This is a genomic window from Streptomyces sp. NPDC001717 (assembly GCF_042892775.1).
In the GTDB taxonomy this organism is placed as follows: domain Bacteria; phylum Actinomycetota; class Actinomycetes; order Streptomycetales; family Streptomycetaceae; genus Streptomyces.
The window spans coordinates 361,170-379,062 of record NZ_JBIAUK010000004.1 but is presented as its reverse complement, the minus strand read 5'-3'; the positions used below and the strand labels follow the sequence as shown (position 1 = coordinate 379,062).

The 17,893-nt window shown below is 73.1% G+C and carries 13 protein-coding genes, 2 pseudogenes and 1 riboswitch; of the genes and pseudogenes, 7 read left to right on the top strand and 8 right to left on the bottom strand.

All coding sequences use genetic code 11. The annotated features are described in order from the left end of the window. The 4 genes from ACFYZL_RS11300 to ACFYZL_RS11285 all read right to left on the bottom strand — a co-directional run. A partial coding sequence (locus ACFYZL_RS11300) for an ABC transporter substrate-binding protein (RefSeq protein ID WP_388678154.1) occupies positions 1-596 on the bottom strand: 596 nt, incomplete at its 3' end. A 302-nt stretch (positions 597-898) separates the two neighbouring features. Beyond that, positions 899-991, bottom strand: coding sequence for a putative leader peptide (locus tag ACFYZL_RS11295; RefSeq protein WP_384583264.1), 93 nt, complete (start codon positions 989-991; stop codon positions 899-901). A 154-nt stretch (positions 992-1,145) separates the two neighbouring features. Continuing rightward, complete coding sequence (locus ACFYZL_RS11290) at positions 1,146-1,604, bottom strand: RrF2 family transcriptional regulator (protein ID WP_384757081.1); 459 nt, start codon at positions 1,602-1,604, stop codon at positions 1,146-1,148. A 68-nt stretch (positions 1,605-1,672) separates the two neighbouring features. Next, positions 1,673-2,860, bottom strand: coding sequence for an acyl-CoA dehydrogenase (locus tag ACFYZL_RS11285; RefSeq protein ID WP_384757084.1), 1,188 nt, complete (start codon positions 2,858-2,860; stop codon positions 1,673-1,675). 234 nt (positions 2,861-3,094) lie between these two features. After that, positions 3,095-3,321, top strand: a riboswitch (cobalamin riboswitch). Positions 3,322-3,503: 182 nt separating this feature from the next. Here ACFYZL_RS11285 and ACFYZL_RS11280 point away from each other — a divergent pair. From ACFYZL_RS11280 to ACFYZL_RS11265, 4 genes and pseudogenes are all read left to right on the top strand, one after another. Beyond that, positions 3,504-4,169, top strand: a pseudogene (locus ACFYZL_RS11280) (5-methyltetrahydropteroyltriglutamate--homocysteine S-methyltransferase); the annotation flags it as partial. A 1-nt stretch (position 4,170) separates the two neighbouring features. Next, positions 4,171-5,031 (top strand): annotated as a pseudogene (locus ACFYZL_RS11275) (SDR family oxidoreductase); the annotation flags it as partial. Between the two features lie 126 nt (positions 5,032-5,157). Beyond that, positions 5,158-6,531 carry a cryptochrome/photolyase family protein gene (locus ACFYZL_RS11270; protein ID WP_384757091.1) on the top strand — a complete coding sequence of 458 codons (1,374 nt, stop codon included), beginning with the start codon at positions 5,158-5,160 and terminating at the stop codon, positions 6,529-6,531. A 109-nt stretch (positions 6,532-6,640) separates the two neighbouring features. After that, positions 6,641-7,300 carry a sigma-70 family RNA polymerase sigma factor gene (locus tag ACFYZL_RS11265; protein ID WP_384757094.1) on the top strand — a complete coding sequence of 220 codons (660 nt, stop codon included), beginning with the start codon at positions 6,641-6,643 and terminating at the stop codon, positions 7,298-7,300. Here ACFYZL_RS11265 and ACFYZL_RS11260 read toward each other — a convergent pair. Beyond that, positions 7,272-8,255 carry a MerR family transcriptional regulator gene (locus ACFYZL_RS11260; RefSeq protein WP_388678148.1) on the bottom strand — a complete coding sequence of 328 codons (984 nt, stop codon included), beginning with the start codon at positions 8,253-8,255 and terminating at the stop codon, positions 7,272-7,274. The genes ACFYZL_RS11265 and ACFYZL_RS11260 overlap by 29 nt on opposite strands. Positions 8,256-8,771: 516 nt before the next feature. Here ACFYZL_RS11260 and ACFYZL_RS11255 point away from each other — a divergent pair. Beyond that, complete coding sequence (locus ACFYZL_RS11255; protein ID WP_384752859.1) at positions 8,772-9,134, top strand: transglycosylase family protein; 363 nt, start codon at positions 8,772-8,774, stop codon at positions 9,132-9,134. A gap of 129 nt (positions 9,135-9,263) precedes the next feature. Next, positions 9,264-9,980 (top strand): CPBP family intramembrane glutamic endopeptidase, encoded by a 717-nt coding sequence (locus ACFYZL_RS11250; RefSeq protein WP_388678145.1) that lies wholly within the window; start codon positions 9,264-9,266, stop codon positions 9,978-9,980. A 36-nt stretch (positions 9,981-10,016) separates the two neighbouring features. On the opposite strand, the gene ACFYZL_RS11245 is transcribed toward ACFYZL_RS11250, so the two are convergent. Beyond that, positions 10,017-11,795, bottom strand: a complete 1,779-nt coding sequence (locus ACFYZL_RS11245) for an alpha/beta hydrolase (protein ID WP_388678143.1) — start codon at positions 11,793-11,795, stop codon at positions 10,017-10,019. Positions 11,796-11,954: 159 nt separating this feature from the next. Between ACFYZL_RS11245 and ACFYZL_RS11240 the strand changes: the two genes are divergently transcribed. Then, entirely contained in the window at positions 11,955-13,298 is a 1,344-nt protein-coding gene (locus ACFYZL_RS11240; RefSeq protein WP_384752868.1) for a diacylglycerol/lipid kinase family protein, read from the top strand. A gap of 18 nt (positions 13,299-13,316) precedes the next feature. Here the strand turns inward: ACFYZL_RS11240 and ACFYZL_RS11235 are convergent, their stop codons facing one another. Both ACFYZL_RS11235 and ACFYZL_RS11230 read right to left on the bottom strand, forming a co-directional pair. After that, positions 13,317-15,041, bottom strand: coding sequence for a SulP family inorganic anion transporter (locus ACFYZL_RS11235; RefSeq protein ID WP_384752889.1), 1,725 nt, complete (start codon positions 15,039-15,041; stop codon positions 13,317-13,319). Positions 15,042-15,094: 53 nt separating this feature from the next. Further along, on the bottom strand, positions 15,095-17,815 hold the full coding sequence (locus tag ACFYZL_RS11230; RefSeq protein ID WP_388678140.1) for a cation-translocating P-type ATPase: 2,721 nt from the start codon (positions 17,813-17,815) through the stop codon (positions 15,095-15,097). Positions 17,816-17,893 lie beyond the last annotated feature (78 nt).

Below are 17,893 nucleotides of genomic sequence, written 5' to 3'. Positions count from 1 at the left end.
TTGTCGGTGCGGACGACGGAGACGTCGCCCTTGCCGGACTCGGGGTCGACCGACCAGCCCTTCTCCGCGATCCAGTTGAGGAACGCGACGTCCTGCGTGTTCCCCTTCTGCGGGGTCGCGATCTTCTTGCCCTTGAGGTCGTCCAGGGTCTTGATCTTGTCCGGGTTCACGACGAGCTTGACGCCGCCGGAGGCGGAACCGGAGATGATCCGCAGGTTGGAGCCCTTGGACTTGACGTAGCCGTTGATCGACGGCGAGGGGCCGATGAAGCCGATGTCGAGGGAGCCGCCGTTGAGCGCCTCGATCTCGGAGGGGCCCGCGTTGAAGGACTGCGGCTTGATCGTGGTGCCGCCCAGCTCCTTCTGGATCAGGCCCTCCTGCAGACCGACCAGCGCGGTCGCGTGCGTCAGGTTCGGGAAGTACCCGACCCGGACCTCCGAAGCCGAGAGCTTCTTGCCGTCGGCCGAGGCCGCGGCGGCCGGCTTGTCCTCGTCCTTCTTCGCCTCGGAACCGTAGCCGCAAGCGGTGAGCAGGAGGGGAAGGGCGGCGGTGACGGCGATGGCGCGGAGCGTGGTGAGCGGTCTTGCGGCAGACACGGAGGTGTCCTTTCACGGGATGGGGTGTCGGGGAAGCTGCGGGGGCACGCGGCCGGGGCCTTCGGTACGCACGGCACCCACACCTGACGGCGGCCGGTCGAGGGACCGTCGTCGCAGGCGGAGCAGGGGCAGGGTGTCGTGGATGCCGCGGGGCCGGGGTGTGCCGGGCCGCGTACGTCGCACGCCGCGCTCGGAAGTGACACGGAGCGTGCGGGGCCGGCGGAGGGGCCGCCAGGCCGGCGGAGCGGGGTGGTCGGGCCGGGGTGCGCAACGAGGATCGGCGCGCGGAACCGGGGCCCGGGTCAGGCGGGCTGACAGATGGCGCTGGACGTGCGCACCAGGTCGATGTGCCGGCGGGTGGTGAGGACGGGCAGAAGAATGGCTGATTCATGCATTGCTCGCACGGCCACCTCACCTCATTCCTAGTTTTCCTACCGGGCTGGTAGGCATCTTGGCAGACGTCGAGACTCGCCCCAAGAGGGCGTCCGAATGGTGGACGGACTCATCTCGGTCAGTGAGAAAGAGCAGGTCGGAGAGGTGGTCGACGGCTCAGGGATTGGTCCAGGCCTCGGGAGTGGTCGTCAGCGCGGACACGTCGGCGGGCAGCTCGGCCGCGGCGACGTCGGCGAGCGTCACGCCGTCGAGGATCTCGCGCACATTGGCGCGAAGGGCGATCCAGAGGGGCAGCAGCGACGTGGCCGGCCCGGTGTACGTGAGGTCCGGCGGGCGGACTCCGCGCACCGAGACGAGCGGGCCGTCCACGATGCGGATGACGTCCGCGATGGTGATGGACCAGGCGGGCTTGGCCAGCCGGTATCCGCCGTTGCCGCCGCGTTGGCTGAGCACGAGCCCGCCCCGGCGCATGTCGTTCAGGATGCCTTCGAGGAACTTGTGCGGGATGTCCTGGGCGTCGGCGATGGCTTCGGCCTTCACCGGCCCGTCGTCCTCCGACGACGCGAGCTGCAGTGCGGCACGTACCGCGTAGTCCGCCCTGGCTGAGATCCGCATGTGCTCATTATCCCGTACGGATCGGGCCCCGTCCGCCGAGGCCGGGCCCGCCCGTGCTGCGCTCCGCGTCAGCGGAAGACGGCCGCCGGCACGCGGTGCGGGGCGTTGAGGTAGTGCTCGCCGATGGAGCGCAGGCGGTGCGCGACGGGTTGGTGGGCCGTCAGCACGCGCGCGTTGCGCCAGAAACGGTCCAGGCCGGGGGCGTCGGCGAGTTCCAGCACCCGCGCGGTGATGTGCAGGGCGGCCTTGGAGGACACGGTCTCGGCCGTGGCGACCAGTGCGGCGACGTCCGCCGGCTCCTCCGCGTCGAGGTGCGCCCCCGTGTCGAGGGCCCGCGCCATCGCCACCGTCGCGCGGTCGACCATGGCGGTGGCCGCCTGGGCGGCGGAGGCGAGTTCTCCGTACGTCAGCAACAGGTCCGGTTCCTCGCCGGGCGGTCGGTGGGCGCGACCGCGCCTGCTGAGGTCTCGGGCTTCGGTGAGGGCGCCCTCGGCGATCCCGAGGCCGACGTGACACAGGGCGAGTCGGAGCGCCGGCTCGGCGAGTGCGGTGAAGGGCGCGGTCGACTCCTCGTCGTGGGGCCTGCGCCCGAGCACCTGCTCGGGCGTGACGGCGACCCCTTCGAGGACGAGGTCGCCCGCGCCGGCGACGCGCTGGCCGAGGCGGTCGTGGGCGGGTTCCACGGTCACGCCCTGCGCGCCGGGCGGGATCCGTACGACCAGGACGTCACCGGTGCCGGTACAGACGGCGTCCAGCACGATCCGGTCGGCGACGGCCGCCGCCGTGTGCACGGACCGGCGGCCGTTCAGGACGTAGCCCGAGCCGCGGGGCCGCAGCGCGAGGTCCGGTCCGGCGGAGTCGTCGTCGGGCGTCGGATTGCGCACCGAGCCGGTCCACAACCACTGCCCGCGCACCGACGCCGCCTCCACGTCGGCGGCCTGGAGGAGGCCGGAGTAGAAGCGCGCGCTCCAGGCGTGCGCGTAGTGGCGGGCGAGCACCTCGCCGACCGATCCGTCCGCCGCGGAGATCTCCCGTATGACGGCGCACGCGGTGTGCCAGTCCGTCCCGCGGTCCGGCCCGGGCGGGGTGAGGGCCGCCGGCAGGCCGGCCTCGCGCAGCCGCGCCGTCTCGTCGACCGGCGGCCTGCCCGCCCGGTCGCGGGCGACGGCGTCCGCGGCGAGGTCGTCCGCCACGTCGCGAGCGGTGCGCAGGAGGACGTGGCGCTGCTCTTCGGCGGACCGGACGGCGGTGGTCATGTGGGCTACTCCGGAGCGTCGTCGGGCGGTCTCGGCCGGGCACCGGATGCCGTCCAGCCGAATCCCACATTCCCTATCGGATTGATAGGAATACTCTCCGAAGGCGTCCGGCTCGGCAAGACCATGGCCGAATGGTGGACACGTCCGTCTTGGAACGAGAGACGGTCGGGGGCCGTGTCGCAGCTCACGGTCCGACATGCGCCAACCCGTCCCCACTTCCGGTGCAGTCGACCTAAGGTGGGCCACGCAGCTGGTTCGCCCCCGTCCGCCAGGCGGGACGCGTCGCAAGAGGGAACCCGGTGGGAATCCGGGACTGCCCCGCAGCGGTGAGCGGGAACGACCGCCGTCATACGCACTGGGACCGGAGCCGGTCCTGGGAAGCGACGGCCAGTAGGTGCCCGCCGGGAGACCGGCAGGCGTGCCCGCGAGTCCGAAGACCTGCCCGTTGCCCGTGCGCGATCGACCGCGCACGGCCTCCCGGTGACCTCGTGGGCGGGTCGGCGTGCACCTCGGACGGGACCTCCCCGTCGCGTACCCGGAAACAGCCGGACGTGCGCGACCACGAAGGTCCGCCCGTTCCGGCACCCCTTCGCGCCCTCGGCCCCACCGGGTCCATGGAGACACGCTCGCGAAGGAGAGTTCCGTGACCACCAAGTCCGCAGCCGCGGCAGTACGGGCCACCGTCCACGGCTACCCCCGGCAAGGGCCGGACCGCCGGCTGAAGAGGGCCGTCGAGGGCTACTGGAAGGGCCGCACGAGCGCCGAATCCCTCCGGGAGACCGCCCGCGACCTGCGCCGGGCCAACTGGGCGCAGCTGACCGGGGCGGGCATCACCGAGGTCCCGACCGGCGACTTCTCGTACTACGACCACGTCCTGGACACCAGTGTCATGGTCGGCGCGATCCCCGCCCGCCACCGCGCCGCCGTCGAAGCCGACGCCCTCGACGGGTACTTCGCCATGGCGCGCGGCACGCAGGACGTGGCGCCGCTCGAGATGACCAAGTGGTTCGACACGAACTACCACTACCTGGTGCCAGAACTCGGCCCCGACACCGTGTTCAGCGCCGACCCCGCCAAGCAGGTGGGCGAGTTGAAGGAGGCGCTCGCCCTCGGCCACACCGCCCGCCCGGTCCTGGTCGGCCCCGTGACGTACCTGCTCCTCGCCAAGCCCGCACCCGGCGTCGACGCCGGCTTCCTGCCGCTGACCCTGCTCGACCGGCTGCTGCCCGTCTACGCCGAGGTCCTCGCCGAACTGCGCGCCGCGGGCGCCGAATGGGTCCAGCTCGACGAACCGGCCCTGGTCCAGGACCATCCTCACCTACCACGACATGATGGTCCGGTACGCGTCCGTCGCCGGGCTCCCGAAGCGGCTGATCGTGCCCGTCCCCATGCTCACCCCGGGCCTGTCCAGCCACTGGATCGGCCTGGTCACCCCCGTGCCCGCCGCCCTCGCCCGGCCGCTCGCCGAGTCCCTGCGGTACGAGGTGGTGTGCGCGGAGCACGACATCGCCGCGTACGTGCCCGACCGGCCCGACACCCCGGCCTCCTTCGACCACGCCCTCGCGCTCGCGCTCCAACGCGTCCAGGAGGCCCGGGTCACCACCCGCTGGTCCTCCGCCCTGCTGCCCGGAGCCCCCAGCGACCCCCTGCCCACCGACCCGGACTGGGCGGGCGGCAGCCTCTACACCGACGAACGCGAGCGCACCGTCGACGCCGACCCGCACGCCCTGTGGCAGGTCATCGAGGGGATCGGCGGCGAGAACGGCTGGTACTCCTTCCCGCTGGCCTGGGCCGTACGGGGCTGGTTCGACCGGCTCGCCGGCGGTGCGGGGCTGCGCCGCGGGCGGCGCGACGCCCAGCGGCTCCGCGTCGGCGACGCCCTCGACTTCTGGCGGGTCGAGGAGATCGAGCGGGGCATGCTGCTGCGGCTGCGCGCCGAGATGAGGCTCCCGGGGCTCGCGTGGCTGGAGATGCGCGCCGAACGGGACGACACGGGCCGCACCCGCTACCGCCAGCGCGCGCTCTTCCACCCGCGCGGACTCGCGGGCCAGGTGTACTGGTGGAGCGTGGCACCGTTCCACGCCGTGGTCTTCGGCGGCATGGCCAGGAACATCGCGCGCACGGCGGAGCGGGCCGTCGCCGACCGGACGGAGCAGGGCGTGCCGGGCTGAGGTGCCCGCATCCAGGGCGCCCCCGCACACGGAAGGGGAGTGGAGCACACCAGCACCAGCACAGCAGCCCGCCGGGCGAGCCCCCCCCAACGGCCCGCCCGGCGGCCGATCCCCGGGAGTGGCGCCATGACCGTCTCCGTCGTCCTGTTCACCTCCGACCTCCGCGTGCACGACCACCCGCCGCTGCGCGCCGCCGTGGACGCGGCGAGCGAGACCGTGCCGCTGTTCGTCCGCGACCCGGCCGTGGACCGGGCCGGCTTCGCGGCGCCCAACCGGCTCGCCTTCCTCGCCGACTGCCTGACCGACCTCGACGCCGGACTGCGCGAGCGCGGCGGCCGGCTCTTCGTGCGCGGCGGCGACACCGTCGCCGAAGTGTGCGCGGTCGTACGGCAGTCCGAGGCCGACGAGGTCCACATGGCCGCCGATCACTCGGCGTTCGCCCGGGCCCGGGAGGCGCGCCTGCGCCACGCCCTCGAGTCCGAGGGACGCCGCCTCTACGTGCACGACGCCGTCACGACCGTGGTGCCGCCGGGCGACGTCACGCCGCAGGGCTCCGACCACTTCGCCGTCTTCACCCCGTACTTCAGGCGCTGGTCCGCCGAACCGCTCAGGACCCCGCTCGCGGCGCCCAGGACCGTACGGGTTCCCCACGGGCTGCGCTCCGAGCGGCTGCCGACGAGCGCCTCCGTGGCGGACGTCTCCGAAGGACTGGCCACCGGCGGGGAGACCGAGGGCCGCCGCAGGCTCGGGGCCTGGATGTCGCGGCACGCCGACGCCTACGAGGAGCGCCACGACGACCTCGCGGGCGACGCGACCTCGCGCCTCTCCCCGTACCTCCACTTCGGCGCGGTGTCGCCGACCGAGGCCGTGCACCGGGCGCGGTCGCGCGGCGGCGCGGGTGCCGAGGCCTTCGTACGGCAGCTGTGCTGGCGGGACTTCCACCGCCAGGTGCTCGCGGCCCGCCCGGCGACGGCGGTCGAGGACTACCGGACCCGGCACGACCACTGGCGGCGGGGCGCGGACGCCGAGGAGGACTTGAAGGCCTGGCGCGACGGTCGGACCGGGTACCCCGTGGTGGACGCCGCTCTGCGCCAACTCGCCCACGAGGGCTGGATGCACAACCGGGGACGGCTGCTCGCGGCCTCCTTCCTCAGCAAGACGCTCTACGTCGACTGGCGGGAGGGCGCCCGGCACTTCCTCGACCTCCTCGTGGACGGAGACGTCGCGAACAACCAGCTCAACTGGCAGTGGGTGGCCGGAACGGGGACGGACACCCGCCCCCACCGGGTCCTCAACCCCGTTCTCCAGGGCAAGCGTTACGACCCGTACGGCGCCTACGTGCGCCGCTGGGTCCCGGAGCTCGCGGAGCTTCCCGGTGCCGCGATCCACGAACCCTGGAAGCTGAAGGGCCTGGACCGGGCCGCGTACGACTACCCCGACCCGATCGTGGACCTCGCCGACGGCCTCGCCCGCTTCCGGCGCGCCCGCGGCAGGGACTGAGCGGGGGACGTCGAATACGACGCACGATCGATGCGTGTTGAGCGGCCTCCTCCGATGGCCGGAGGCTGGTGACGCGGGGACCACCCGGCACCGGCAGGAGGACGCGCACATGACCACGCCAGACCCCGAATCGCCGAACGCGGTGTACGAGGCGACGTCCGCGACGGTGACCGACGCGGTGCCCGAGGCGGTTTCGGACGAGGAGATCGGCCGGGGGCTCGTTGCGGGTGACGAACGCTGCCTGGTCCTCGCCCACCGTCGCTGGGGGCGGCTCGTGCACACGCTCGCGGCCCGGGCCCTGGGCGACCCGCGGGAGGCCGAGGACGTCACCCAGCAGGTCTTCCTCGCGGCCTGGCGGGGCCGCGCCGGATACCGTCCCGAGCGCGGGCCCGTACCGGCCTGGCTGGTCGGCATCACCCGGCGCAAGACCGCCGACGCCCTCACCGACCGGACGCGCCGGCTCGACCTCGTCGCCGCCGCGGGCGCGGCGCTGCCGCCGCCCGACGGCACGGGGGAGGGCACCGAGCACGTCCTCGACCGGGTCGTGGTCACCCGGGAACTCGCCCGCCTGCCGCGCGTCCAGCGCGACGTGCTGACCCTCGCCTACTTCGGGGACCTGACACAGGCGCAGATCGCCCACCGCACGGGACTGCCCCTGGGCACGGTCAAGAGCCATGCCCGCCGGGGCCTCATCCGGATGCGCCACAGTCTCGTGGCCGGGGCCGTACCGACCACCCTGATCAGCGGGGCACAGGCCTCGCACTGCTGAGGCCACGGCCGGCCGTCGGCTCCGCGTACCCGCGCGCGAGGACGTCGAGCGCCTCGCGCAGGCTCCCGGGGCGCAGCATGCCCGCCTCCACGGCGCGGCCCGCCCAGCCCGGCCCGGCGAGCAGCACCCGGGGGTGCGTCCGCGCCCCCTTGACCCCGAAGGAGCGCCCGGCGACATGGCGGGCGAGGGAGTGGTTCGCGGTGGACCGCGCCTGGGACCAGAGGACGACGGCGGCGGGGCCCAGCCGCCGCACGGCGGCGTCGAGCGCCTCGGCGGGCACGGCCGCGCCCAACATCCGGGTGGGCAGACCGCGTTCGGCGAGCCCCGAGGCCAACGCCTCCAGGGGAAGGGTGTGTTGCTCGGCCGGTAGGCACGAGAGGAGCACCGGGGGAGCGTCGGGCACGGACCCGTGTCCGGCGGGCGTGATCTGCCGGAGCGCCGTCGACACGTGCCAGGACAGCAGGTGTTCCACCTCGACGTACTGGTCCCCGGAGGACTCCCACTTGCGGCCCACCGCGTGCAGGGTCGGGACCATCACGTCCTCCCAGGCCGTGACGAGGCCGTGGCTCGCCACGGCGTCACGGAGCAGGGAGTCGAGGGTGGGGCCGTCGAGCCGGACGGCGGCGCGGGCGAGCCCCCGGCGCACGTCACCGGTCGGCAGCCCGCCGTCCGGTTCCCGCTGCGGGGGGCGGGCGGCGGCCGGTACGGGGATCGGGCGCCCGCGGCCGGCCCGGGCGACCCGCGCCGCTTCGGCGGGGGGCACGCCGGAGGCGGTGAGTCGGCACATCTCGTCCAGCACGGCCACGTCCCCGGCCGTCCAACGCCGGTGCCGACCGTCCTCCCGGGCCGCGGGACCGATGCCGTACCGCTGGTCCCACGAGCGCAGCGTGGTCGGTGACACCCCGAGGTGCCGGGCCACCGCCCCGGTGGTGAGGCCGTGTGCCGTATCGGACATGGGACCAGCTTACGACGCACGAACGATGCGGGCACGCCGGAGGAAGGCGAGCGGCTCCGGCCGGAGGCACGACGGGCCCTGGGGGCTCCCCGGGGCCCCTTCGGGCGACGGACCGGGCGGATCGACCAACTCGACTGTCCTGACGCATGATTGACGTACCGTCAATTCGGCCAGGCGTGCGCGGGCGGAGGCTCTCGCCGGCGCGGTCGGGGGCGCGCCCCGGCCCGGTCGGCAACGCGTCGCGCATGCGGGATTCGGGGCGCGCGGCCGCCCCGCGGGCGGTCGTTCGGCGTCCGACCGGCGCGACATCCCGGCCGTACCGCGCCGGTGGCCGGGTACGGACGGCTCCAGAGGGGCTTTGGAGCGTCCGTTCGGGTGGCGTCATCCGTTCGCCGACGGCAAGTGCCGCTGGAAGCGCGTCGGTCCGTGCTGTGCTGTGGCCTCGGTCCGAACGGGGGCCGAACGCGGGCCCGCCCGCTGTCGTGGCAGGCCCGCCCCAACAGCGAAGGAGGACTGATGTCGCGCCACGGGAAGGACTGGAGAAGTCGGAGCGTGATCGGCCAACTGCTGGCCTCTGTCGTGTTGTTGACCGTGACCTTGTTGGATGCCTCCGGTGCCCACGCCGCAGCCGTCCACTCCAAACCCGACACCGACTGGGACGCCATCGCCCGCTGTGAATCGAGCGGGAACTGGCGGGCGAACACCGGCAACGGCCACTACGGCGGACTGCAGTTCACCCAGTCGAGCTGGAACGCGGCAGGAGGCCGCAAGTACGCACCCCGCGCCGACCTCGCCACGAAGGCCGAGCAGATCGCGACCGCGAGGAGACTCGCCAAGATCCAGGGCATGGGTGCCTGGACCTGCGCACGACGCCGCTGACGGAGACCGCTCCGACAGGGCTCCCGGGCCGTCCTGTCGGAGCGGTTCCGGCCGGACGCGCCCACGGTGGGCCGCGGTTGCCCTCCGCGTCCGACCCTCCGCCCGTCATCGACCGAAGGACAAGACCGGATGCCGCAGAGCCGGTTCCCGAGACGGATCGGCACCTGGCCGGCCGTCGGGCTCACGGTGGCCGTTCTCGTCGCCGCCAACCTCCTCCTGCACCGCTGGAGCGGCCCGGTCGGCCTGGTGGCGGCCGTGGTGGTCAGCGCCCTGCTGCTCGGGGTGCTCCGCTGGGCCGGCGGTACCCGCGCGGACGCGGGCCTGGCCCCCGGCACACTGGCCCGCGGGGCCCGTTGGGGGCTGGCCCTGGCAGCTCTCGTCGCCGTCGTCTACCTGGCCGGGGCCCTGCTGCCGCCCACCAGGGTGCTGTTCGAGGACCGGCGGTACGAAGGGATGAGCGCGGGCGGGCTGCTGCTGCGCGTGCTCGTCACGGTCCCCGTCGGCACGGTCCTGGTGGAGGAGGTGGCCTTCCGCGGCGTGCTCTACGGCCTGGTGGACCGGGCCCGCGGCGCGGTCTGGGCGACCGCCGTGTCGAGCCTGCTGTTCGGCCTCTGGCACGTCCTGCCGTCCCTGCACCTGGCGACGGCGAAACCGGCCCTGACCCCGGTCTTCGGCGACTCTGCGGCCGGGGCCGGCCTGGCGGTCGCGGGGGCCGTGCTGTTCACGGCGGCGGCCGGGGTCCTCTTCTGCGAACTCCGCCGGCGCAGCGACAGCCTGCTGGCTCCCATGGGGCTGCACTGGGCGGTCAACGCGTTCGGCTACGTCGCCGGGTACCTGCTGCGCTGACCACCCGGCGGCGAAGCGCCGGAGGGGCGGTCCGGGTCAGCCCTGCGGCTGGATGATCTCCCTCAGCCGGTCCAGGTCCTGCGCCGTGAACCCGCTGGGCCGCATGACCGCGTTCCAGCCGTCGACGTACGCGGCCTTGTAGGTGTGGCCGTGGCCGTCCGGTACGCCGGTGGAGAACGGCAGGTCGGCGGTGACCTGCCAGAAGGTCACGAAGGGCATCCAGACCATGGAGCCGAGCACGTCCGTGCCGGGCTTCTCGTGGATCCAGTCGGGTTCGGAAAGGGCCAGGCTCGGGCTCCACCAGACGATCGGGTCGGACGGGTGCATCAGGTACAGCACGCGCGTGCCGTCCCACGGCCGGTCCGCCGGCGGGATCCCGGTGGTGGGGTCGTCGGTGAACCGTACGGTCCGCCCGTCCTTGTAGACCGGCTCGATCTCGGGACTCCCCGCCTCGCGGTCGTCGCTGAACTCGCGGAACAGGGTGTTGAAGTTGGGCGGACCGGCGAACAGGGTGCCGGCGGTGCGGTTGCGCAGGTCGGCCTCCCCGCTGAAGGCGGTCTCGCCGCCGAACGACCCCAGGCTCTCACCGGCCACGAACAGCCGTGGCCGCCGGTCGTGGGGCAGCTTGGACCAGACGTCGTACACCGCGTCGAAGAGGTCCCGGCCCGCCGCGCGCGCCTTGGACTGGTCGACGAGGTAGGACAGCCATGACGGCAGGTACGAGTACTGCATCGCCACCGTGGCGGAGTCGCCGTCGCCGAGGTACTCGAACGAGTCCACGGCGGCGGGATCGACCCAACCGCTCCCGGTGGTCGTCATCACGAGCAGGTTCTCGCGCGCGAAGCCGCCCGCCCGTTCGAGGTCCGCGACGGCCCGCTCCGCCCGGGCCTCGGTGCTGTCGGCGGTCTCCAGCCCGGCGTAGGCCCGGACGGGCTCCTGAGCCGGGCGGTGCGTGAACGCGCCGATCTGCGCGGCCGTCGGTCCGCTGCCGGTGAAGGCCCGGCCCTGCCGGCCCAGCGAGTCCCACGGAATCAGGGAGCCGGGCCCGCCCGAGCGCAGGACGGTCGTCGGCTGGTGCACTCCCTCCGGCGTCTCCGTGTCGCGCACGGAGAACGCCTCGTTGGCCGCGTTCACGAAGCCGCCGAGCAGCACCCCGCTGACCACGGACCACGCCAGACCCACCACCACGACCCAGCCGACCACCCGCGCCGCCCGCGGGCCGATCCAGCGCCCGAGCAGCCCGGCGGCCCAGTGGTACAGGCGCCGCAACCCCCGCCCGGCCACCAGCAGCAGCCAGAGGACGAGAGCGGCGATGAACGGGCAGGCGACGGCGGTGAGGACGTTGTAGTCGGTGACCCCCATCAGCCCGCGGATCTGGTGCTGCCAGTACTGCCCGAACCCGAAGGAGAGGCCGAACAGAACGATCGCGCTGATCAGCAGCACGCGCCACGACCCGCGCGAGGCGGGCCGCGGGTCCCGGTCGGCGAAAGCGCGCCACACATAGGCCGCGAGCACACCGAGCCCGGCCCCGATGGCGGCGCTGATTCCGCAGATCAGCCCTTGGAGCACCCCGCCGCGGGGCAGCAGCGACGGGGTGAAGGACAGACACGCCAGCACGAGCGCGCCCCAGCAACCGGGCAGCGAAAGCCGGGGCGACCACCCGCGCTTGCCGGAACCGGGGGAGGGGGAAGGCTCACCGCGCCCGGCCGCCGCCCGCCCGTCGTCCTCGCGCGGCGAGGGGCCGTCCGCCGCGGACGGAGGGCCGTCCGCAGGAGATGAGGGGGACGACGGGGATTGCGGCGGGTCATTGGTCATGGCTGACCTCCAGGGAGGCTGACCTCCAAAGAGATGGTCCCAAGCCCCGGCCGGTCCTGCCATTCGGCCCGAACCGGCGTCCACGAAGGACGTGCCGCGCACAGGAGCCGCTCGTACCCTGAAGTGAACGCCGGCGCCGAAGCGGTGGGAGGTTGCCCCATGAGTACGCGGTGGGCCGCGCGTCTGGCCCTGGTGGCGGGCGCGGCGGCGATCGTGGTCCTGGTGCTCTTCGGCGGGCTGCGGAGCCTCCTGCTCATGGGCGTGGGGTGGGCCGGGCTCCTCCTCACGGTGGCGGGCGCCTGGTGGATGGTCACCCACACCGGCTGGATCAGGGCGGCGGCCGTGCTGCTCATGGTGGCCGCGCCGGTCACCCTCCTGATCCTGTACGCGGCGGCCGGGCTGTTGTGGGTCGTACTGGTCTCCCTCGCGCTGTGGATGCTGGCCGTGTACGCGGGCCGGTCCGCGCTGGTGGAGGACCGCCCGACGGGCATGCCCGAACGCCCCGCGGGCCGGGCCGGACACCCGTTCCTGATCATGAACCCGCGGTCGGGCGGCGGAAAGGTCGAGAAGTTCGCGCTGGCGGAGCGGGCCAGGGCCCTGGGCGCCGAAGTCCACGTCCTGGATCCCGACAGCCACGAGGACGTGGAAGAGCTCGCACGGCGCGCCGTCCGGCGCGGGGCCGACCTGCTCGGCGTCGCGGGCGGCGACGGTACGCAGGCCCTGGTCGCCGGAGTCGCCGCCGAACACGACCTCCCCTTCATGGTGATCAGCGCCGGCACCCGCAACCACTTCGCCATGGACCTGGGGCTGGACCGGCAGGACCCGTCCACCTGTCTGGACGCGCTGACCGACGGGGTCGAGCAGCGCATCGACATCGGCTACCTCCACGCGGGAGGGCAGGGGGACGGGAGCCCGGGGCGCGTCTTCATCAACAACGCCTCGTTCGGCGTGTACGCGGAAGTCGTCCAGAGTCCCGCCTACCGCGACGACAAGGCCCGCACGATCCTGGAGATGCTGCCGGACCTGCTCGCCCACAACACCGGCGCCCGGCTCGGCGTCCGCGCCGGGTCACTGGCCATGGAGGGCCCCCAGGCCGTCCTGGTGAGCAACAACCCCTACCAGCGGGGCGACTCGGCGGGCCTGGGGCGCCGGGAGAGACTGGACTCCGGCACGCTGGGGGTGCTGTGCGTCCATGTCGGCGGCGCCGCCGAGGCGACGGAACTCCTGCTGCAGAACGGGCAGGGCCGCGGGCTGACCGAGGCCACCGCCCGCGAGGTCGTCGTGGACGCCGACGCCGCCGTCATCCCGGTCGGTGTCGACGGCGAGGCCCTGTCACTGCCCACTCCGGTGCGCTGTCGTGTGGAGCCCCGCGCCCTGCGCGTGTGGGTGCCCCGGAACCGGCCCGGCGTGCCGCGTGCCACGCCGCCGATGAACTGGCGCCGGGTGCGGCGTCTGGCGCTGACGATGGGACGCGCCGCGAAGGGGCACGAGGCGGCCGCCTGACCGGCGGTCACAGGGCCCTCACCGCTCGTCGGCGGGCGGTTCGGGCGGGTCGCCCCATTCGGCTCGGGTGCGCCGGCGGAAGGCCGCGACGGCGGCCTCCACGGTGGGGAAGAAGTGATCGGGGTTGATGGTGCGGGTGAGTTCGTACCGTTCGATCTTGCGACGCACGGGGTCCTTCAACTCGGCGAACACGAGGTGCACGCCGTCCGCGTTGAGTGCTTCGTCGAGCTCCTCCAACACGTCGGCGGCGGTGGTGTCCACGTCGGTCATGGGCTCCGCCGCGATCACGATCCAGCTCGGCCGGGGGTCCGCGGCGGCCAGTCGTCTGACCTCGTCGCGGAAGGTCTTGGCGTTGGCGAAGACGAGCGGTGCGTCGAACCGGTAGATCACCAGGCCCGGCAGCCGGCCGGCCTGCGGGTAGGAGCGGAGGTCGTGGTAGCCCTCCAGGCCCTGCACGCGCCCCAGCACGGTGTTGTACGGCCACCAGACGCGCCGGAAGACGTCGAGGACGGACAGGCCCACCGCCACGGCGATCCCGGGCAGCACGCCGAGCAGGGCGACGCCGACGAAGGCCGCGACGCACAGCAGGAAGTCCGCCCGGCGCTGCCGCCACAGCCGGACCGTCCCCGGGACGTCCGCCAGGGACAGCGAGGCGGTGATGACCACGGCGGCGAGGGCGGGCTGGGGGAGGTTGCGGAACAGGCCCGGCGCCAGCACGAGCATGAGGATGATGAGCAGCGCGCCGACGACCCCGGTGAGCTGGCTCTTGGCTCCCGCGCGCTCCGCCACCGCCGTACGGGAACCGCTCGTGCTGACCGGGAAGCCCTGGAAGAGACCGGCCGCCAGGTTGGCCGCACCGACGCCCGCCATCTCCTGGTTGCCGCGGATCTCCTGCCCCGTGCGGGCCGCGAAGGCCGACGCGTTGGAGATCGTGTCGGCCAGCGACACCAGGGCGATGCCCAGGGCGCCGCCGAGCAGCGGCGCGAGGTCGGCGAGCCGTATGTCGGGGACGGTGAACGGCGGGAATCCCTCCGGCAGTACCCCGACCAGTCCGACGCCGTGCTCGCCCAGGTCGAGGGCCGTGGTCACGCCGATCGCCAGCACCACCATCACGAGCACCGCGGGGACCTTCGGCAGGAAGCGCTGCAGGAGCAGGATCAGGGCGATGCCGGCGCAGCCGACGGCCGCGGCGGCCGGCACCGCCTCCCCCGCGGCGAGCCCCTCCACGAATCCGACGGCCTCGCCGATCAGGCTGTCCGCATCGACCTTGAAGCCGAGCAGCTTGGGCAGTTGACCGATGAGGATGGTCAGCGCCAGACCGTTCATGTAACCGATCATGGTCGGTTTGGAGATCAGGTCGGCGATGAAGCCGAGCTTCGCGACCGAGGCCAGGATCATGATGGCCGCCACCATGATCGCGAGCATGGACCCCAGTGCGACGGCCCGCCCGGGGTCCCCGCCGGCCGCCACCAGCGGCAGCACGGTGGCGGCGATCATCGGCCCCAGTGAGGAGTCGGGGCCCAGCACCAGGATCCGGGAGGGCCCGAACACGGCGTAGGCGAGCAGGCAGAGGATCGTCGTGTACAGGCCGGTGATGGCCGGCAGGCCCGCCAACTCGGCGTACGCCATGCCCTGCGGCACCAGCAGAGTGGTCAGGACGACGCCCGCCACCAGGTCCTTGACCAGCCACTCCCGCCGGTAGGACGACGCCGCGCGGACCCCGGGAACGGCCCGCAGGCGCATGAGCCGCGTCCCGCGGCCCTCGTGCCGGGTGGTCACCGGCCCTCCTTCCCCCATCAGGCGCGTCGCGACCGACGGGCCACGAGCTTGCCCAGCTCCCACAGGAGGAGGAGCACGACGGCGGACAGCAACGCCCAGCCGAACTGCCGCGCGTCGATCTCGGTCGTCCCGAGGAGGCGGCGGAAGCCGTCCATCTGGGTCACCAGCACCGCGAGGACGAACTGGGCCAGTGCCACCCAGTTCATCTGCTTGCTGTCGAACGTGGTGGTCGTCAGCACGGAATCCGTCTCGCTGCGGCACTCGAAGGCCGCCACGATCAGGCAGAGGGCGAACGCCGTGAACGCGATCGACTGGCCCGTGGCCGTGCTGTCGTAGTGGGCCTCACCGAGCTTGATCAGCCCGAGCAGGATGACGGTGATCGCCAGCCCGCCCAGCCCGACCGTGACCAGCACGGGCCGGGTGAGCACCGATTCCCCGCGCGGACGCGGCCTGCGCCGCATGAGCCCGGGGCTCTCCCGGTCGAAGCCGAGTGCGAAGCCGAAGGAGGCGTTGACCACGAAGTGGATCCACAGCACCTGCGGCGGGGTGAAGGGCTCACCGGCCGCGATGTTGAAGACGGTGGCGCCGAGGAAGGTCAACACGAAGGTGACCAGCAGGAGCAGGACGAACCGGATGTACTTGGTGAGGTTGTCGTAGATCCGCCGACCCTGCTCCACGGCGTAGACGATGGTGGCGAAGTTGTCGTCGGACAGGATCATGCGGCCGGCGTTCTTCGCCACGTCCGTGCCGCTGCCCATGGCGATCCCGATGTCGGCGGCCTTGATGGCGGGCGCGTCGTTGACGCCGTCCCCGGTCATCGCCACCACGTCGCCCTTCTTCTTGAGCGTGTTGGCGAGCAGCACCTTGTGCTCCGGCGCGACGCGCCCCACCACGCCGATGTCGTCGATGCGGGCGAGCTGCTCCTCCTCGCTCATCGCGGCGAAGTCGGCACCGAGGACCGCCTCGCCGGGGATGCCGAGCTGCCGCGCGATCGCGGCACCGGTGACGACGTCGTCGCCGGTCACCATGCGGACCCGGATGTGGCCCTCCTGGGCGCCGGCCACGGCGGCCTTCGCCTCCTCGCGGGGCGGGTCGACCATGCCGACGAGGCTGCTCATCCGCAGCCCGGTGACGAAGGCGAGCAGGTCGCCGTCCGGATCGAAATCCTCCGCGTCCAGTTCACGGGTGGCCGCGGCCATCACCCGGAGCCCCTCCCCGCCCATCCGCAGGATCTGGGCGTCGGCGCGCTCGGCCAGTTCCGCGTCCCACGGGATGGTCTCGCCGGCCGCGAGCGCGGTGGCGGCCCGCGCCGTCACCGCCGGGGCCGCGCCCTTGACGAAGCAGCGCACGACCGGGCGGCCGGAGGCGTCGACCGCGGAATGGAAGGTGGCCATCAGCTTGTACGTCGGGTCGAACGGCAGCGTGGCGAGCCGGGGGAACGCCTCGCGCGTGCCGTCGATGTCCAGCCCGGCCTTGTGCGCGAGCACCAGCAGCGCGCCCTCGGTGGGATCGCCCACCACCTTGCCGTCCACCAGCTTCGCGTCGCCGGCCACCACGTAGGGCAGGATCGCGTCCTCGACGCCCGCCGAGGATCCCGCGGCGTGGTGGACCTTGCCGTCCAGCCCGTAGCCCGTGCCCGAGACGGTGTACCGGTCGGTGGGACTGAGCACTTCGACGACGGTGACCTCGTTCATCGTCAGCGTGCCGGTCTTGTCCGAGTTGATCGCCGATGTGAAGGCGAGGGTCTCGACCGAGGGCAGTTCCTTGACGATGGCGTTCCGTTCAGCCAGGTTGAGGCTGCCGACGGACAGGATCGCCTGGGTCACGGTCGGCAGGGCCTCGGGGATGGCGGCGATGGCCAGGGAGACCGCGCTGACGAACAGGACGTCCCAGGCCTGGTCGCGCTGCCGCCCCAGGGCGAACATCACGATCATGGTCAGGCCCGCCGCCCCCGTGATCCACAGCGTCAGGGTGTCGAGCTCCTTGGTGAGCGGCGGCACCTCCTTCTTCGTGGCCGACAGCATCCCGGAGATCTTGCCGACCTCGGTCGCGGCACCGGTCGCGGTGACGACCAGGACCCCGCTGCCGTGGGTGACCGGGGTGTTCATGAACGCCATGCAGGTCCGGTCGCCGGGCGACGGCAGGGCGCCCGGCAGCGCGGCGGTGTCCTTCGCGGCCGGAACGCTCTCACCGGTCAACGCCGACTCGTCGATCTGCAGGGCACTGGCCTCGATGATGCGTCCGTCCGCCGCCACCTGGTCCCCGGCGGTGATGAGCACGATGTCGCCGACGACCAGCTGTTCGGCGGGGATCTCCGCCTCCCTGCCGTCCCTGCGCACCCGAGCCGAGGCCTTCATCATCGACTGGAGCGCGTTCATCGCGCTCTCCGCCTTGCCCTCCTGGCGCAGGCCGATCACCGCGTTCAGCAGGGTCAGGACGATCAGCAGGATCGCCGTGGTCCACTCCTGGATGATCAGCGAGACGGCCGCCGCGGCCAGCAGGACCAGCTGCATGTAACTGCGGTACTGCCCGAGGAACCGCTGCCAGGTCGGCGTCCGCTCCTCCGCCGGAAGCGCGTTCGGCCCGTGCGCGGCCAGGAGTTCGGCGGCCCGGGCCGCCGACAGACCGACCGCCGGATCGACGCCGAAGGCCGCTGCGACCTCTTCGGGATCACGCGTGTACCAGGCGTCTTCCACAGCCCGCGGCTGCTCGCCCGGGGAAACCGACCGCACGGTCATCGTGCTGCCTCCGATCCGTGGCCGCGGACGGGTCCGGGCCGGTACGACAGGTCCTGTCCCGGCTGCTGGTGCCGTGAC

Bases quoted from the DNA above. Each gene is read 5' to 3' on its own strand.
- ACFYZL_RS11240 (WP_384752868.1), top strand. From the start codon at position 11,955: ATGAGTACGCGGTGGGCCGCGCGTCTGGCCCTGGTGGCGGGCGCGGCG.
- ACFYZL_RS11255 (WP_384752859.1), top strand. From the start codon at position 8,772: ATGTCGCGCCACGGGAAGGACTGGAGAAGTCGGAGCGTGATCGGCCAA.
- ACFYZL_RS11295 (WP_384583264.1), bottom strand. From the start codon at position 991: ATGCATGAATCAGCCATTCTTCTGCCCGTCCTCACCACCCGCCGGCAC.
- ACFYZL_RS11260 (WP_388678148.1), bottom strand. From the start codon at position 8,255: ATGTCCGATACGGCACACGGCCTCACCACCGGGGCGGTGGCCCGGCAC.
- ACFYZL_RS11290 (WP_384757081.1), bottom strand. From the start codon at position 1,604: ATGCGGATCTCAGCCAGGGCGGACTACGCGGTACGTGCCGCACTGCAG.
- ACFYZL_RS11230 (WP_388678140.1), bottom strand. From the start codon at position 17,815: ATGACCGTGCGGTCGGTTTCCCCGGGCGAGCAGCCGCGGGCTGTGGAA.
- ACFYZL_RS11270 (WP_384757091.1), top strand. From the start codon at position 5,158: ATGACCGTCTCCGTCGTCCTGTTCACCTCCGACCTCCGCGTGCACGAC.
- ACFYZL_RS11235 (WP_384752889.1), bottom strand. From the start codon at position 15,041: ATGCGCCTGCGGGCCGTTCCCGGGGTCCGCGCGGCGTCGTCCTACCGG.
- ACFYZL_RS11265 (WP_384757094.1), top strand. From the start codon at position 6,641: ATGACCACGCCAGACCCCGAATCGCCGAACGCGGTGTACGAGGCGACG.
- ACFYZL_RS11285 (WP_384757084.1), bottom strand. From the start codon at position 2,860: ATGACCACCGCCGTCCGGTCCGCCGAAGAGCAGCGCCACGTCCTCCTG.
- ACFYZL_RS11250 (WP_388678145.1), top strand. From the start codon at position 9,264: ATGCCGCAGAGCCGGTTCCCGAGACGGATCGGCACCTGGCCGGCCGTC.
- ACFYZL_RS11245 (WP_388678143.1), bottom strand. From the start codon at position 11,795: ATGACCAATGACCCGCCGCAATCCCCGTCGTCCCCCTCATCTCCTGCG.